Raw genomic sequence first — 15842 nt, forward strand, 5'->3', positions numbered from 1 at the left:
AAGTAAGGCCTTTAAAACAGACTCAACGACAAGGATTGGTCGATCATGGAAATTAAAGTTAACTACCTCGATAACTTACGCCTAGAAGCGAAGTTTGACGACTTCACCGTGATCGCCGATCAGCCCGTTCGCTACAAAGGCGATGGCTCAGCTCCCGGTCCATTTGACTACTTTTTGGCTTCATCAGCGCTGTGTGCTGCCTATTTCGTAAAGGTCTACTGCGAAGCGCGAGGCATCTCTACCGATAATATCCGTCTTGCTCAGAACAACATTGTCGATCCTGAGAACCGCTACAAACAGATCTTCAAAATCAGTGTTGAGTTGCCAGAAGATCTCAGTGATAAAGATCGCACCGGTATCCTTCGCTCCATTGAACGTTGTACCGTGAAAAAAGTCGTGCAAGAGGGTCCTGAGTTCCAGATAGAGGTCGTCGACAGTCTTGATGAGGATGCCCAAGCTCTACTAGCGATTGCTACCGACAGTGAAACCTTCATTGAAGGTAAAGACGCGCCACTTGAACAGACCATCGCAAAGATGACACAAATTCTTGCTGATCTGGGGATGAAAATAGAGGTAGCCTCCTGGCGCAACATTGTCCCCAATGTCTGGTCACTGCACATTCGTGATGCGGCCTCTCCCATGTGTTTTACCAACGGTAAAGGGGCCACAAAAGAGGCAGCACTGGCCTCTGCATTGGGTGAGTTTTTAGAGCGTCTCTCCTGTAACTTTTTCTACAACGATCAGTATTTTGGCCAAGAGTTGGCTGAAGCAGAGTTTGTCCACCGCCCAGATGAATGCTGGTTTGAACTGACAGAAGAGGATGATATCCCAGAGGGGTTATTGGATGAGTACTCGCTTGAGATCTACGATCCTGATCAGGATTTAAGTGGCTCTAACTTAATCGATACCAACTCTGGTAATGAGGATAGGGGGATCTGCGCTCTACCATTCCAGCGTCGATCGGATGGTGAAACGATCTACTTCCCATCGAACCTGATTGAAAACCTCTTTTTGAGTAACGGTATGAGTGCCGGCAATACCCTTGAAGAGGCTCAGGTTCAGTGTCTTTCTGAGATCTTTGAACGTGCGGTTAAACGTCAGATTCTTGAGCAGGAGATTGCGCTTCCCGATGTGCCCTCGCAGGTGCTTGAACGCTGGCCGGGTATTGTGGAGGGCATCAAGGCGCTAGAAGAGCAGGGCTTTCCTGTTTTGGTTAAGGATGCCTCGTTGGGCGGCCAGTTCCCAGTCGCCTGTGTCACGCTAATGAACCCTAAAACGGGCGGTGTGTTTGCCTCGTTCGGTGCCCACCCCAGTCTGCATGTCGCTATTGAAAGAAGCCTGACTGAATTGCTGCAGGGCCGCAGCTTTGAAGGGTTAAACGACCTGCCACCACCGACCTTTAACTCACATGAGCTGACTGAACCGAATAACTTTGTTGAGCACTTCATCGACTCCAGTGGTGTTGTGAGCTGGCGCTTCTTCAGTGACGCCTTTGATTACGAATTTGTGGATTGGGATTTCTCAGGTACCAACAGAGAGGAGGCTGACAGGCTGTTTGGTATTCTGGAGTCGATGGGTAAAGAGTCCTATCAAGCGAACTATGATGACCTGGGTGTACCGGCGGTTCGAATTCTGGTCCCAGATTACTCTGAGGTCTATCCCGTTGAAGATCTGATTTGGGATAACACCAATAAATCACTGGAGTTTCGCGAGGCGATTCTCTGTCTGCACGAGTTGTGTGATGAAGACCTAGAGGAGTTGCTGGTTCGTCTAGAAGAGAGCGAGCTGGATAACTACACTGATATCCGCACGTTGATCGGCATTGAGTTTGATGAGAACAGCGTCTGGGGACAGCTCACCATTCTTGAGCTAAAACTGCTGATTCACCTAGCACTGGGTCAGTTACCTCAGGCTAAAGAGTTGGTTGAGGCCTTCTTGCAGTACAACGATAACACCCTAGATCGCGCGCTGTTCTATCGTGCAATGGATGCTGTCATTGAGGTGGAGTTAGATTCAGATATGGCCCTTGAGCACTATCTCAACAACTTTACCCGCTTGTTTGGTAAAGAGCGGATTGAGGCTGTGGTTGGCTCGGTGAACGGAACGATTCGTTTCTATGGTCTCGAGCCAGTCGGTATGGAATTGACCGGATTAGAGCGCCATCAACGACTGATACAGAGCTATCAGAAACTGCATCAATGGCGAGCTTCTAAATAGTTAGGCCCTCAGTTACTGAGAGCGCTAACCTGTTTACTGGCCTGTTCAACCGAGTACTTGCCTTTAGCATCCTTGGTCACACGGCCTATCGCTACAAACGGGTCGTGTACAAAGAGTAAACGTCCACCCCGACTTTCAAGCCCTTCAAGCAGTTGTCGTTTTTCATCAATCAACTGCTCTGGAAAACGGTCATAGCCCATGGTGATGGGGAGATGAACCCAGGCGCTGCCGGGAATAAGATCCCCAGGGTAAACGACCGGTCCCTCTGGCATCTCGACTTCTGGCAGTATTTGGCCGGGTGTATGCCCTGAGCTCTCATGCAGTGTCCAGCCATCTCCCAGTGTTGCTGACTGTTGGCCCTCAGGAATGATCTCTAATCGACCTGACTCCTCCAGCAGTTTGATCAACATAGGTATGTAAGAGGCGCGATCACGAGCATGAGGGTCGTTTGCGCGCTGCCATTGGACTTCACCGACTAAGTATTTCGCATTTGGGAAGAGCAGGTAAGGATCCTCACCCTCTTGCCACTCAGACAGTAGCCCGCCTGCGTGGTCAAAATGGAGGTGGGTCAATAGAACAATGTCGATCTCTTCGTGGGAGACACCTGCAGCCTGAAGATTTTTGATCAGGCAGTGCTCTTGCTCTTGAATACCATAGCGATCTTTCATCTCGGGGCTGAAGAATGCGCCAACGCCAGTCTCAACCAAGATGTTACGTTTTGGGCTGCTCTCCTGAACCAGCATGGCGCGGCAGGCTAAGGGAATACGGTTAAGCTCATCAGGCTCTATCCAGCGTTGCCATAACGCGCGAGGCGCATTACCAAACATTGAACCGCCATCCAGCTTCTGTGTATTCCCCTCTATCGAGGTAATGCTACGCATGATTAAGCAAACTCTTCGGTGTCGATCTCAGTTTGTTGACCGGCACTATAGCGCTCACCGGCCACGGTATCGCGGTTAATGAGTTGTTCTAACTCATTAACAATGTCGCTACTCAGTGTGACATCGGCTGCGCCTAGGTTGTCACGCATGTGCTCGACAAAGCGAGTGCCTGGAATCGAAACAATCGAGGGATCCTTTGCACGGATCCAGGCCAGCGCTAATTGCGCTGGGGTACAGCCAGCACGCTCAGCAATGGCAACATAGTCACTCAGTAGCGCTCTGTTCTGTTCAAAGTTCTCTGGGTAGAAGCGTGGCATGGCACGGCGAATGTCTTTTTCAGCCAGTTCGTCCAAGTTGTCGATTGTGAGACTTAAAAAGCCACGTGCCAGTGGGCTGAAGGCGACGAAGGTAACGTCTAGTTCACGGCAGGCGTCGAGAACCGCGATCTCTGGGTTGCGAGTCCAAAGTGAATACTCAGTTTGGATAGCGGCAACGGGGCACTCTTTATGGGCGGCTCGCAAGGTGTCAGCTGACATTTCTGAAAGACCGTAGCTCGCAATTTTACCCTCTTTGATAAGGTCAGCCATGGCGCCTGCACTCTCTTCAATTGGAACGTCAAAGTCACGACGGTGCAGGTAGTAGAGGTCGATTTGATCTGTTTGAAGGCGTTTTAAGCTGGCTTCACACTGTGCTTTGATGGTTTCAGGGCGGCCGTCTAGTGCTTTACCTTTTTCAGGGTCGATGTAGAGAACACATTTTGATGCCAAAAAGATCTCATCGCGGACCGACTTGAGCGCTTCGCCAACAACTTTCTCATTTTTGCCGCCACCGTATAAGGTCGCCGTATCAAAATGGCGGTAGCCCATCTCAAAGGCTTCACGAAACCCTTTGATCGCCTCGTCATCTGATACCGGGGTGTTGTAGGCGTGTGACATGTTCATACAACCCAAACCGATTGGGTTATTGCGTAGCATCTCAAGTTTGCTCATGAAAAATCCTTAAAAATGAGTCAATTTGTACAGAAGATTAACAAGTTAGCGCGGACGAGTGAACTCGAAAAGGGGAATTAGGTATTCGAAAAAAGAAAAACGATTCGGTGCCAGAATGGACTCTGGCACCGTTATTGAGGTTAGGCTGTTGCAGCGTTTAGAGCGGCATCGTAGTTAGGCTGTTGCGCAATCTCTGGAACCAGTTCTGAATGTAACACTTTGCCATCACGAATCACCACAATGGCTCTAGCCAGAAGCCCACGCATACCTGAATCGATGATTTCGACGCCAAAGCTTTTACCAAACTCTGGGTTACGGAAGGTGGATGCATTACTGACCCTCTCTAGACCTTCGGCACCACAGAAACGTGCTTGTGCAAACGGTAGGTCTGCTGAGACATTAATCACCTCAACGCCATCATGACTCGCCAACTGCTCATTGAACGTGCGGACTGAGGTAGCACAGGTTGGAGTATCGATGCTCGGGAAGATGTTCAATACAACCGTTTTGCCTGCAAGATCAGATAGAGAGAACTCAGACAGGTCGGCTGCCGTGAGTGTAAAATCTGGACAGTCGCTCCCTGCAGCAGGAGCATCTCCATAGGTATGCAAAATATCTCCGCGTCGCGTAATTTGAACCATGTTATTACCTCATTATATAGAGTGATTTAGTTATAGGTATACTCATTACGCTAGCGGCAGACACTTGGATTTAATTACTCAGAGGCAGTGATTGCCTGTTTGATTTTTTTGTCATTCTTATATTGGCTAAGTGCGTAGACTGACCAGATGGCAGCTGGGATCCAGCCAATCAATGTAAGCTGAAGTATTAAACAGAAGATTCCCGCTATAGGGCGACCGATGGTAAAAAATTGCAGCCAAGGTAGAAGCAGGGCAAGTAACAGTCTCATAAGATTTCCTTTTGGTTTAGATATCTTAACAGTAGTACAAAGTTTAAAAATTGCCCCAAAAAAAACCGGCTACTGCCGGTTTTTTTTAATGTTCCAACGATTAGATTCGTTCGAAGATGACAGCGATACCCTGACCACCACCGATACACATGGTTACTAGCGCGTATTTGCCACCAGTACGTTGCAGCTCGTGAATCGCCTTAGTCGCGATGAAAGCACCGGAACAGCCAACAGGGTGGCCTAATGCAATAGCGCCACCGTTCGGATTGGTTTTGTCTGCAGGAAGACCTAGACCTTTAGAGACTGCAATCGCTTGAGCGGCAAAGGCTTCGTTAGATTCGATCACATCCATATCATCAATGGTTAGGCCGGCACTCTCTAGTGCGGCTTTTGATGATGGGATAGGGCCTTCACCCATGATGTGGTTAGGTACACCGGCAACCGCGTAAGAGACGATCTTAGCGATAGGTGTCTCACCGTTTGCTTTAGCGGTTTCAGCATCTGCAAGCACAAGGAAGGCTGCACCGTCATTGATGCCTGAAGCATTACCTGCTGTAACAGTACCGTCTTTCTTAAATGCAGGACGCATGCCGCTCAGTTTTTCTGCGGTCGTACCTGGTTTAGGGTGTTCGTCCGTATCAAACACAGTTTCGCCTTTGCGAGACTTCAGTGTGATTGGAACGATCTGATCTTTGAATCGACCTTCATTAATCGCTACTTCAGCACGACGTTGTGACTCTGCCGCGAACGCATCTTGCTCTTCACGAGAGATGTCCCATTTTTCAGCCAAGTTTTCAGCCGTGATCCCCATGTGACCAGCGCCAAATGGATCGGTCAGAACGGACACCATCGCGTCAATCATGCCAGTATCACCCATGCGAGCACCGGTACGCATAGCAGGTGCCATATAAGTACCGCGTGACATCACCTCGACACCACCGCCAATAGCATAGTCGCATTGACCTAGCTCGATCTGTTGAGCACTGGATACCACCGCTTGAAGGCCTGAAGCACATAGGCGGTTAACAGCCATCGCAACTGAGTTCATAGGTAGACCTGCCTGGATAGAGGCAACACGTGCAACGTAGGGGTAGCGTGATTCTGTTGGAATACAGTTACCAACCGTCACGTAGTGGATCTTCTCGGGATCCGCTTTAGAACGTGCAACCGCCTCTTTCATAACAGTGCCCGCTAGCTCTGCTGGCTCCATAGAACTTAGGCTGCCACCAAAAGCACCGATTGGTGAACGCATTGCGCTTAGAACAACTACTTCACGTGTCATCTGCATATCTCCTTATGCACAATTAATTTTGGTATTCCGACAATATATAGGGTTATCGCTACAAATACATGACCAAGTCGACTAATTGATAGTTATAATCAAGAAAAAATTTGAGGTGTTTATGTTTGTTCTTTTCGATATGGATGGCGTGTTGGTCGATTCCGAACCGCAGTGGAAGCTTGTGGAACAGGAGGTGTTGGCTAAGTTTGGTATCCATATGGAGATCGAAGAGCTCAAAAAACACGCCGGCGCAACGACCTTTGATTTCATGACCAAGATGAACCGTCTCTACCCAGAGAAAGGCCTAGTGGTTGAAGAGATGGTTGACCAAGTCATTTCGGAGATGGAAAAACGGTTGGTGACACTGCCGTTGATGAAAGGGGTAATGGCATTCATCGACCAGCTTCAAGCCGATGCCGTTCCAATGGCGATTGCCTCCAGTTCGGCGATTAGATTGATTGAAGCGGTGATTAAGACTCATAACTTACCGATCACTGTCTATGCCTCAGGCTCAGAGATTGGACTATCTAAACCTCATCCCGAGGTGTTCCTACAAGCCGCGAAACGGATCGGTGCTGATCCTTGGCAAGTGCTCATCATCGAAGACTCTGTCAATGGAACGATTGCCGGTAAAGCAGCTTCGATGTCGGTGGCTGTTGTGCCGGAGAGTTTCCCACCAAGATCTGAATTGTCGATTGCGAATCATGCCTTTGAATCGATGACCGATCTGCATGATTATTATCGTCAAGGTGGGTTTAGCTACCTAGGCTAATTTTAGGGAGCCTACGAATAGGTCCATGACATCTCAGGCTCCCTAGGGTTTCTGTGAAGAGGCTTCCTCTGCCTGTGCTTGAATAGCCTCTTCATGGATATCGAAACTGTGCTCAGACTTCTGTTCCGCCAAGCCCTCTAATGGCTCCAGAGTTTCATCGGTCAGTGAGTCGCTCTCAACTATAGAGTAAACGGGCTGATCCGTTTCATTAACCCCTTGTACCGCCTCAACCACTTCGTCTGGGAATAGCTCTTCAATCGCAGTGTCGGGTAGATCCTCGGTACGAGGGTCAAACTCTGCAATGACCTGTGTTTCTGGCATCGCAGGGATAAACTGCTCCTGCTCTTCGATCGGTACGGGTGGTTTTTGTACCTGTCTGAATAGTGTAAACACGACCAGCATCAGCAGAATAACCACGAATCCCAAGAACAACGAACCGGGTGCAAAAGAGCCCAGTAGCATTGAGCCTAACAGTGGCCCTGCAATACTGCCAAGGCCATAGCTCAGCATCAGTGTCGAGGAGGCGGCAACACGCTCCTCACTGCGAATCAAGTCGTTGGTAATCGCTACCGCTATTGAGTAGATCGCCGCAATCATCGCCATGAACAGTGAGGTCGAAAGAATCAGCAGCACAAACTGATCAGAACCAAACAGTGATGCTCCCAGAGCTGCTAGAGCTGCGACGAGGGCGGTTGCCGTTAACACTTTGCTTCGTGTGATTCGGTCACACAGCCAACCGATGGGCCAAGCGAACAGCATCGCGCTCATAACCGATATCGACATCAAGGTAGAAATTTGATCCGTTGCAATGTCGCTCAATGTGGCATAGAGCGGAACCAGTGCGTAGAACGAACCGATCAACAGCCCGCCACAAAATGCTGAAAAAAGCCCCAGCGCCGATTTACGCCAGAGTCGCTGCAGTGACATGAACTCTGCAGTCTCTAGGGGCGGTGATTGAAGGCGTGACGCAGAGAGAGGGATGACGGCTGCGATCAGTAGAAGCCCCGCAATGATGAAGGCTGTGGATATTTGCAGGCCAGAGGAGTGGCCGAGAATGACCTGCCCTGATGCTGCCGCTGAATAGGCTGCAATGGTGTACAGAGAGAATAGGGTAGCGCGGTTGTTGTCGCTAGCCACGGCGCTAAACCAACTCTCTATCGCAATGAATAGACCAGCAACGCTGAACCCGCCGATAATCCTGAGTAGACTCCAAACCCAAAAATCCTCAGCGAAGGGGTAGAGCAGAGCGGCCATCGCGGCAAGACTGGCCAGTGTCGAGAATGCCCGAATGTGTCCCACTCTGATCAGCAGCCGTTGAGCAAAGATTGAGCCAATCACAAACCCGATAGAGTAGAAGGTCATGATCCAACCAATCTCGGTTGGCGGTGTATTCGCCATACCCAAACGAACGCCAATCAGCGACATCAAATAGGCATTGCCAGACGCTACAAGCATCAGGCTCATGAATAGAGCCAGAAGAGAGATGAATATTAGGCGCATATTGGGCGTTACTTGCCAGAGGTGGAGTTTTGAAAATCGTTTAGCCGCTTCATTTCGACATCAAACAGCACTTTTAAGGCCTCTCGCACATGTCGAACGTGGTCCATCGCAGCCGATCGAGCCCAGGCCGATTGTCCTGTGGTTACTGCCTGGTAGATTTCGCTGTGGTGTTTATCGACCACCTGCTTAAAGCCCCCTTTCTGGTTGAAGTTTCTAACAGCCTCTTGAATGCTAATCAGCGTCAGATCCTTCAAACTTGACAAGGTGTGTATCAATACCGAGTTGTGGGATGCCTCGATCACGCGTCTATGAAACTCATGGTCCAAGTTAGCATCCCAATCGGGGGCTACCGACTCCATCTTCTTGAACGCCTCACGAATGCGATACTGATCGCGAGCGGTCGCTCGTTGTGCGGCTAGAAAGCAAGCTTGCCCCTCCAGCTGTTCACGGACCTCAAGAATTTCCAGTACAGCCTTGGGATCCTGACCAAAAAGATTGATCAGAGCGGACTTGTTTTCTGAACTGGTGACCGCGCAGGAGACAAATGATCCTCTACCGTGGTGCGTTTCAATGATCCCTTTACCCGAGAGTATATGCAGTGCCTCTCGAACAATGGTACGCGACACACCTAGACGTGCAGAGAGGGATCGTTCAGACGGGATCTTGCTCTCCGGTCCTAACTCACCATCAGCAATCAATTTTTGCAGATATTGAGTGACTTCATTAACAGCGCTGCTTGCAGATTGGCTCATCTATTTCGCATCTCGGTATGGATTGGTCAGACCAGTTTTCCACGCCATCAATTGAAACGCAAGCCCCATCTGGGTTTGAATGCATAAACGTTTCATCGAGTGAGTGACCATCAAATCAGTGGTTTGATTTCAAGTGGTCATACCAGTAGACAGCTGCGTAAGTTTTTGTGACAGCATCGCTCTATTGGTCTGTCTACTACTCCAATTTAAGAGGTTGAACTTATGCTCGAACTGAAACGCTTAGATATTGAAGATGCTCGTCTGTTAATCGAAGGGGCTCGAAACCGAGCTAATGAGATTGGTGTACCTATGTGTATCGCGATAACAGATGAGTCAGGGAATTTGATCGCTTTTGAACGTATGGATGGCGGTAAAACCACCAGTGTAACCATCGCTCAAGACAAAGCCTACACCGCAGCGGCTGCTCGCAAAGCGACGCACGAGTACAACGCTGCATGTACACCCGGCTCGTTGGTGTTTGGTATTCACACCTCGATGGGTGGACGTCTGTGTGTTGTGGGCGGCGGTTATCCCGTGGAGTCAAATGGACAAGTAGTTGGTGGCATCGGATTGAGTTCTGGTACACCAATGCAGGATATGGAGTGTGCTCAAGCTGGTATAGAGTACTGGCAACAGCAGACTCAACAATAAAAAGTACCCAGAGTGGGGTCGGAGATCAGTATGCAGAGTGCAGTGGCTAGCCCGGATCGTGTTGCTAAGCGTCAACGCATTGCTCAGCGATTTAATGAGTTCATTGATTCGCACTACGTCATCAGTGACAGCGAAACGTTAAAGCCTTATGAGTGTGACGGCCTTTCAGCCTATTGCGAAGAGGCGTTGATCGTTGTTTTGCCATCAACGGTAGAGCAGGCACAGAAGGTTCTTAAAATTTGTCACGAAGAGAACATCCCTGTGGTAGCTCGTGGTGCAGGTACCGGTTTGTGTGCCGGTGCTATGCCTCATGGTGATGGCGTGGTCTTATCGATGGCGAAGTTCAATAAGATCCTCGAGATCGATACTGACGCTAGAGCGGCTCGCGTTCAACCGGGTGTTCGCAACCTAGCGATTAGTGAGGCGGCAGGTGACTACAACCTCTATTATGGCCCAGACCCTTCCTCGCAAATAGCCTGCACCATTGGTGGTAACGTGGCTGAAAACTCAGGGGGTGTCCACTGCCTTAAATACGGTTTGACCGTGCATAACCTGTTAAGTGTTCAGTTCCTGACGATGGAAGGTGAGCTGCTAACCATCGGCTCAGAAGGTCTTGATAGCTGTGGTATGGATCTGATGGCGTTGTTCACCGGTTCAGAAGGGCTATTGGGTGTGGTCACCGAAGTGCGAGTGAAGCTGCTGCCAAAACCTGAGCGTGCTCAGGTAGTGGTTGCAGGATTCGACTCGGTACCCAAAGCGGGTGATGCCGTCGGTGAGATCATTGCTAAGGGTATCATCCCTGGCGGTCTTGAGATGATGGATGGCTTTGCCATTAAAGCGGCTGAAGATTTTGCCAAAGCGGGCTACCCAGTCGATGCTCAAGCATTGTTGTTGTGTGAGGTCGATGGCACCGATGAAGAGGTGGCTGAGCATATCGAAGCGGTTGAAACGCTGTTTCGTGAACTGGGAGCCACCTCGGTTCGCACATCTCAAAGTGAAGAGGAGCGAGCGCGTCTATGGGCTGGGCGAAAATCCGCCTTCCCAGCCGTTGGACGTATTTCACCAGACTACTACTGCATGGACGGTACCATTCCGCGTGGTCAGCTAACGCATGTGCTGCTCGAGATGCAGAAGATGTCAGAGCACTACGGTCTGCGTGTGGCCAACGTTTTCCATGCCGGCGATGGCAACTTGCACCCACTGATTCTCTTTGATGCGAACGTACCAGGTGAGCTGGAGCGCACCGAAGAGTTCGGTGGCAAGATTCTTGAACTCTGTGTTGAGGTGGGCGGCTGTATCACGGGCGAGCACGGTGTAGGCTATGAAAAACTCCGTCAAATGCCGGCTCAGTTCAGTGATTCAGAGATCGAGCAGTTCCACAAAGTGAAGCGTGCCTTTGATGCCAAAGAGCTTCTTAATCCCGGTAAAGGTATACCGACCTTGAGAAGTTGTCAGGAGTACCGTTCGTTGGATCTTGATCTAACGCCCAATGCTCAGGTTAGCGCCAATAGCAATACTGATGCAGGAGAGTTCCGTGTCTGATTTAACCAATGAATTGATTAGCCAAGTCCGTGATGCGGTTGAAGCTAAAGAGACGCTGGCTATTTCAGCGGGTGGCAGTAAAGCCTTTGTGGGACGTCAGATCGAGACGGATCGTAAGATCGATGTCAGTGGTCACACGGGCATTGTTAGCTACCAACCGGTTGAGCTCGTTATGACCGCACGTGCCGGTACCACGCTTGCAGAGATTGAGTCAGCCCTATCTGAACACAATCAGATGCTGGCTTGTGAGCCGCCACGTTTCGGTGGCAAAGCAACCCTAGGTGGTACTTTAGCAACAAACGTTTCTGGTCCGGGACGCCCTTGGTACGGATCCATTCGTGATCATGTACTAGGCGTCAGGTTGATCAATGGCGAAGCAGAACAACTTCGGTTTGGTGGTCAGGTGATGAAGAATGTCGCCGGTTACGATCTTTCGCGTCTGCAAGCGGGTGCGATGGGTGGATTAGGCCTAATGACCGAGATCTCTCTAAAAGTACTGCCTAAACCAGCGACTACCCGCACGTTGAAGTTTTCAATGGATCAAGCCGAAGCGATACAGCGCATGAACTCCATGTCAGGTCAGCCAAAGCCGATTACAGCGGCTTATTGGCACAACGGAGAATTGTTTGTTCGTCTGGCAGGTGCAGCCTCAGCAGTTGATGCGACTGCAAAAATTTGGGGTGGTGATGAACTGGCTCCAGAGGTTGCCTTGGCTCTTTGGGCGGATCTGCAAGATCAGAAACCAACCCTATTCAATGCGGAAAAAGTCTGGCGCTTCTCCGTTAAGGGCAGTGCGGATGTCCTACCCATCGAAGGGGATTCATTAATCAACTGGGGTGGCGCTGAGCGCTGGTATGCCGGTGATCACAGTTTCGATCGTATGGTGGAGCTAGCAGAGAGTGCTGGTGGACAGGTTTCACTCTACCGCGGAGGTGATCGTACTGACGAGGTACTTCATCCGGTTAATCCATCAATTCAGGCTCTGCAACAACGCATTAAAGCGTCTGTCGATCCGCAGGGGGTGTTCAATCCCGGCCGTGCGTTTGGTTGGTTGTAGGAGTCAGTGTAATGAAAACGAATATAGTTCAAACCTTCCTAGCGACGCCTGAAGGACAAGAGGCGGAAGAGATTCTGCGTAGCTGCGTTCACTGTGGTTTCTGTACAGCGACTTGCCCAACCTACCAAGAGTTGAATGATGAGCGAGACGGTCCGCGTGGTCGAATCTATCTGATCAAACAGCTGTTGGAGACCGATGAGGTGACCGAAAAAACTCGGACACACCTAGATCGCTGTCTGACCTGTCGTTCATGTGAGACGACCTGTCCATCGGGCGTTCAATATGGACGTCTAGTTGATATAGGTCGTGGCATTGTTGAGAAGAAATTGGATCGCCCTGTTACGGAAAAAGTGGTTCGCTGGGGATTGAAACAGGTTCTGCCTCACGCTAACCGCTTTGGTCCGCTACTAAAAGTAGGTCAGGTGTTTAAACCGATTCTACCTGGCGCTCTGGGTAAGAAGGTCCCGCCTAAACGTAAAGCCTCTCCTTGGCCAGCCAAACGTCATGCTCGAGTTATGATGGCTCTTGCCGGTTGTGCTCAACCCAGTGCTGCACCCAATACCAATGCGGCAACGGCTCGGGTACTGGATAAGCTAGGAATCACTCTGGTTGAAGCACCACAAGCTGGATGCTGTGGAGCGGTGAATTACCACCTGTCGGCACACGAAGCGGGTCTTAATGAGATGCGCAAGAACATTGACGCCTGGTGGCCAGCGATTGAAGGGGGTTGTGAAGCCATTGTGATGACCGCGTCTGGTTGCGGTGCCATGGTTCAGGAGTACGGGCATCTATTAAGAGATGACCCAGACTACGCGGAGAAGGCCAAGCGTGTGAGTGAGCTGACAAAAGATATCAGTGAGGTGCTGCTGGCTGAAGATCTGTCACCACTTGCTCCCAATACTGATGGTGAAAAGATCGCGTTCCACTGTCCTTGTACCTTGCAGCACGCTATGAAACAGAGCGGCTCCGTAGAAAAAGTACTCGAGAAAGTGGGCTTTGATCTGGCCAAGACCAAGGATAAGCATCTCTGTTGTGGTTCCGCGGGCACCTACTCGATTCTTCAGCCGAAGATCAGTCAAAAGCTGCTAGCCAATAAGGTTGAGGCACTGACAGGGGATAAACCGACACAGATCGCTACCGCGAACATTGGGTGTCAGTTACACATTGAGACAGCTTCGCCGGTACCGGTTAATCACTGGATTGAACTGTTGGATCGATAAGATCGCAGTCACTATTAAAGGGGCCTTGTTAGGCCCCTATTTATTTGTCACTGCTTCTATTTTTCAGTTTCGGATTCGGGTGTGACGAGATGATCTCGGTTCCAAAGAGTGGGGTAGAGCGGAATCCAAAGTGCTACCAGGGCGAGGGTGCCAAAGCCACCAAATAGAATGGAGGGGACCGCACCAATCCAGGCGGCAAGTGCACCTGATTCAAATTCACCCAGTTGATTGGAGGTTGCAATAAAGAGTGAGTTAACCGCGCTGACCCGTCCGCGCATCTCATCGGGTGTTTCAACCTGAACCAGTGTTGAGCGAATCACAACACTGATCATATCGGCGGCGCCAAGAACAAACAGAGCGGTCAGCGATACCCACATCACTTCAGAGAAACCGAAGACCAGAGTGCCCAAGCCAAAGACCCAGACGGCCGCATAGAGCCAACGCCCGGAGTGTCGTTGAATCGGGTATTTTGCAAGCAAGAACGACATCGCAACGGCCCCCGCCGCTGGTGCGCTTCTTAACAGGCCTAAACCGACTGAATCGGTCTGTAATATTTCGTGCGCAATCATCGGTAGAAGAGCAGTAACGCTGCCGATTAGAACCGCCAGCGTATCGAGCATTAACGATCCCCATACCGGTTTGTTGCGCCAGACGTGGACAAAGCCCTCAAACAACTCTTTGCGACGCTGCTCGCTTCGGTCCCGTTTGATGGCTGTATCTTTCATGCCAAACAGCGTCACAATCGATATTAAGACGAACAGCATGCTAGTGGCATAGAGTGTGCCGGCTCCAAAAATATAGATGACGCCACCTAAAGCCGGACCAATAATTGTAATGGTCTCACGAGCTGAAGCGGTCAGTGTCATCGCTTGGGTCAGAAGCTGGCGCGGCACCAGATTCGGCACCATCGCTTGCCCCGCAGGCATGCTGAAGGTTCTAGAGACGCCCAGCATGAAACAGGCTATGTAGATGATCCCTTCTGTAATGGTCTCAGTGAAACTGGTTAAGGAGAGCGCACCAATGGTGATTAACAGCAGCACCCGACTCCAAATCATCACCTTATGACGATCGTATCGATCGGCCATGTCGCCTGCGTGCAGCGTAAACAGAATCTGAGGTACATAACGCGCCAGACCAACCCAGCCAAGCGCCATAGCGCTTTCGGTCATCAGGTAGACCTGCCAGCCCAAGCCGATCAGCATCATCTGAATCGCCATGCCGGAGGTGAGTTGGCTGGTGAGGAACCGAACAAATAATCCCTGTTTTAATAGCCGGGTGTCACTCACTGGTCTGAATCCTTAGAGGGGTTTCTGGCCTCTTCATGACTCTCTAATCTATGGCCTGCATCAATAAATTTTGGCAGACGCAAATTGCCAAATATGGCGGCCAGTCGGGTTAGAAAAATGACTAACATTGCCAAGTAGGAGAGGAGTATCGGATCGATGTAACCCTCACCTGATACAAATACCATCGCACCGAGTATGGTGCAGGTGGCATAGAGTTCGCCGTCGCCACCGCCAAGAATCATCGGGTCTTCATTGGTTAGCACATCACGGATAAGGCCGCCTGCAACGGCTGTGATACAGGCCATCATGACGACCAGTAGGGGCGATAGATCAGCCATCTGGGCCTTTTGCGCACCGATGATTGCAAAAAGTGAGATACCGGCGGCATCGAATATCAGCAACAGTCGGCGCGGGTAGCGAAGATAACGCGCTAAGATAAAGGTCACGAGACCCGCAATCAGTGCCGTTGATATATACCAGGTCTCTTCAAGCCAAAAGATGGGGCCGTTGTTGATGGTTAGGTCACGAATAGTCCCTCCACCTACCGCAGTGACGACGGCTAATACCATGACGCCAAAGATGTCGATGCGCTTACCGGTGGCGGCTAAGGCACCGGTGATAGCAAATACAACCGTCCCTAGAAACTCGGCAGCGAGTAGTGGCTGACTAAACAACAAAAGCCTCCCTTTGCTCTCTATGGATGCAAGCTTATCTGTGCGACAATCGGACTCATATTTATATGGGTCAGTGTTGGTATGAATTGTGCATTCTTTCACTCAAATC

At 50.3% G+C, this 15842-nt stretch carries 15 protein-coding genes; 6 read left to right on the top strand and 9 right to left on the bottom strand.

The annotated features are described in order from the left end of the window. Nucleotides 1-45 precede the first annotated feature (45 nt). On the top strand, nt 46-2217 hold the full coding sequence (locus XMD564_RS06375) for an OsmC domain/YcaO domain-containing protein (RefSeq protein WP_173508001.1): 2172 nt from the start codon (nt 46-48) through the stop codon (nt 2215-2217). 8 nt (nt 2218-2225) lie between these two features. Here the strand turns inward: XMD564_RS06375 and XMD564_RS06380 are convergent, their stop codons facing one another. The 5 genes from XMD564_RS06380 to XMD564_RS06400 form a co-directional block, all read right to left on the bottom strand. Beyond that, a complete protein-coding gene (locus XMD564_RS06380) occupies nt 2226-3098 on the bottom strand; it encodes an MBL fold metallo-hydrolase (protein WP_173484629.1) in 873 nt (290 codons plus the stop codon). Between the two features lie 2 nt (nt 3099-3100). Next, entirely contained in the window at nt 3101-4087 is a 987-nt protein-coding gene (locus XMD564_RS06385; RefSeq protein WP_173481339.1) for an aldo/keto reductase, read from the bottom strand. Nucleotides 4088-4227: 140 nt separating this feature from the next. Then, nucleotides 4228-4728: a thiol peroxidase gene (tpx, locus tag XMD564_RS06390; RefSeq protein WP_173508002.1), complete on the bottom strand. Its 501-nt coding sequence runs from the start codon at nt 4726-4728 to the stop codon at nt 4228-4230. A 74-nt stretch (nt 4729-4802) separates the two neighbouring features. Beyond that, the gene (locus tag XMD564_RS06395; protein ID WP_173508003.1) at nt 4803-4997 is read right to left on the bottom strand and encodes a YqaE/Pmp3 family membrane protein; all 195 of its coding nucleotides are present in this window, start codon (nt 4995-4997) and stop codon (nt 4803-4805) included. Nucleotides 4998-5097: 100 nt separating this feature from the next. After that, a complete protein-coding gene (locus XMD564_RS06400; protein WP_173484632.1) occupies nt 5098-6279 on the bottom strand; it encodes an acetyl-CoA C-acyltransferase family protein in 1182 nt (393 codons plus the stop codon). A 121-nt stretch (nt 6280-6400) separates the two neighbouring features. Here XMD564_RS06400 and XMD564_RS06405 point away from each other — a divergent pair, with 121 nt between their 5' ends. Further along, the gene (locus tag XMD564_RS06405; RefSeq protein ID WP_173481335.1) at nt 6401-7051 is read left to right on the top strand and encodes an HAD family phosphatase; all 651 of its coding nucleotides are present in this window, start codon (nt 6401-6403) and stop codon (nt 7049-7051) included. Between the two features lie 42 nt (nt 7052-7093). Here XMD564_RS06405 and XMD564_RS06410 read toward each other — a convergent pair whose 3' ends face one another. Continuing rightward, nucleotides 7094-8515, bottom strand: a complete 1422-nt coding sequence (locus tag XMD564_RS06410) for an MFS transporter (protein ID WP_173508004.1) — start codon at nt 8513-8515, stop codon at nt 7094-7096. Nucleotides 8516-8559: 44 nt separating this feature from the next. Next, nucleotides 8560-9303 (bottom strand): FadR/GntR family transcriptional regulator, encoded by a 744-nt coding sequence (locus tag XMD564_RS06415; protein WP_173481333.1) that lies wholly within the window; start codon nt 9301-9303, stop codon nt 8560-8562. Nucleotides 9304-9525: 222 nt separating this feature from the next. Between XMD564_RS06415 and XMD564_RS06420 the strand changes: the two genes are divergently transcribed. Genes XMD564_RS06420 through glcF form a run of 4 tightly spaced genes read left to right on the top strand, consistent with a single transcriptional unit; the run spans nt 9526 to nt 13773 of the window. Then, nucleotides 9526-9954, top strand: coding sequence for a heme-binding protein (locus XMD564_RS06420; RefSeq protein ID WP_173481332.1), 429 nt, complete (start codon nt 9526-9528; stop codon nt 9952-9954). Nucleotides 9955-9984: 30 nt separating this feature from the next. Then, a complete protein-coding gene (locus XMD564_RS06425; RefSeq protein ID WP_173481331.1) occupies nt 9985-11496 on the top strand; it encodes an FAD-linked oxidase C-terminal domain-containing protein in 1512 nt (503 codons plus the stop codon). After that, entirely contained in the window at nt 11489-12553 is a 1065-nt protein-coding gene (glcE, locus tag XMD564_RS06430; protein WP_173483088.1) for a glycolate oxidase subunit GlcE, read from the top strand. The genes XMD564_RS06425 and glcE overlap by 8 nt, the downstream gene beginning before the upstream one ends. 11 nt (nt 12554-12564) lie before the next feature. After that, entirely contained in the window at nt 12565-13773 is a 1209-nt protein-coding gene (gene glcF, locus XMD564_RS06435) for a glycolate oxidase subunit GlcF (RefSeq protein ID WP_173484634.1), read from the top strand. Between the two features lie 56 nt (nt 13774-13829). Here glcF and XMD564_RS06440 read toward each other — a convergent pair whose 3' ends face one another. Both XMD564_RS06440 and XMD564_RS06445 read right to left on the bottom strand, forming a co-directional pair. Then, complete coding sequence (locus XMD564_RS06440) at nt 13830-15059, bottom strand: MFS transporter (protein ID WP_173508005.1); 1230 nt, start codon at nt 15057-15059, stop codon at nt 13830-13832. Further along, nucleotides 15056-15835 carry a trimeric intracellular cation channel family protein gene (locus XMD564_RS06445; RefSeq protein WP_371740255.1) on the bottom strand — a complete coding sequence of 260 codons (780 nt, stop codon included), beginning with the start codon at nt 15833-15835 and terminating at the stop codon, nt 15056-15058. Before XMD564_RS06445 ends, XMD564_RS06440 begins: the two co-directional genes overlap by 4 nt. Nucleotides 15836-15842 lie beyond the last annotated feature (7 nt).

This window comes from Marinobacterium sp. xm-d-564 (assembly GCF_013283345.1).
Taxonomy (GTDB): Bacteria; Pseudomonadota; Gammaproteobacteria; order Pseudomonadales; family Balneatricaceae; genus Marinobacterium_E.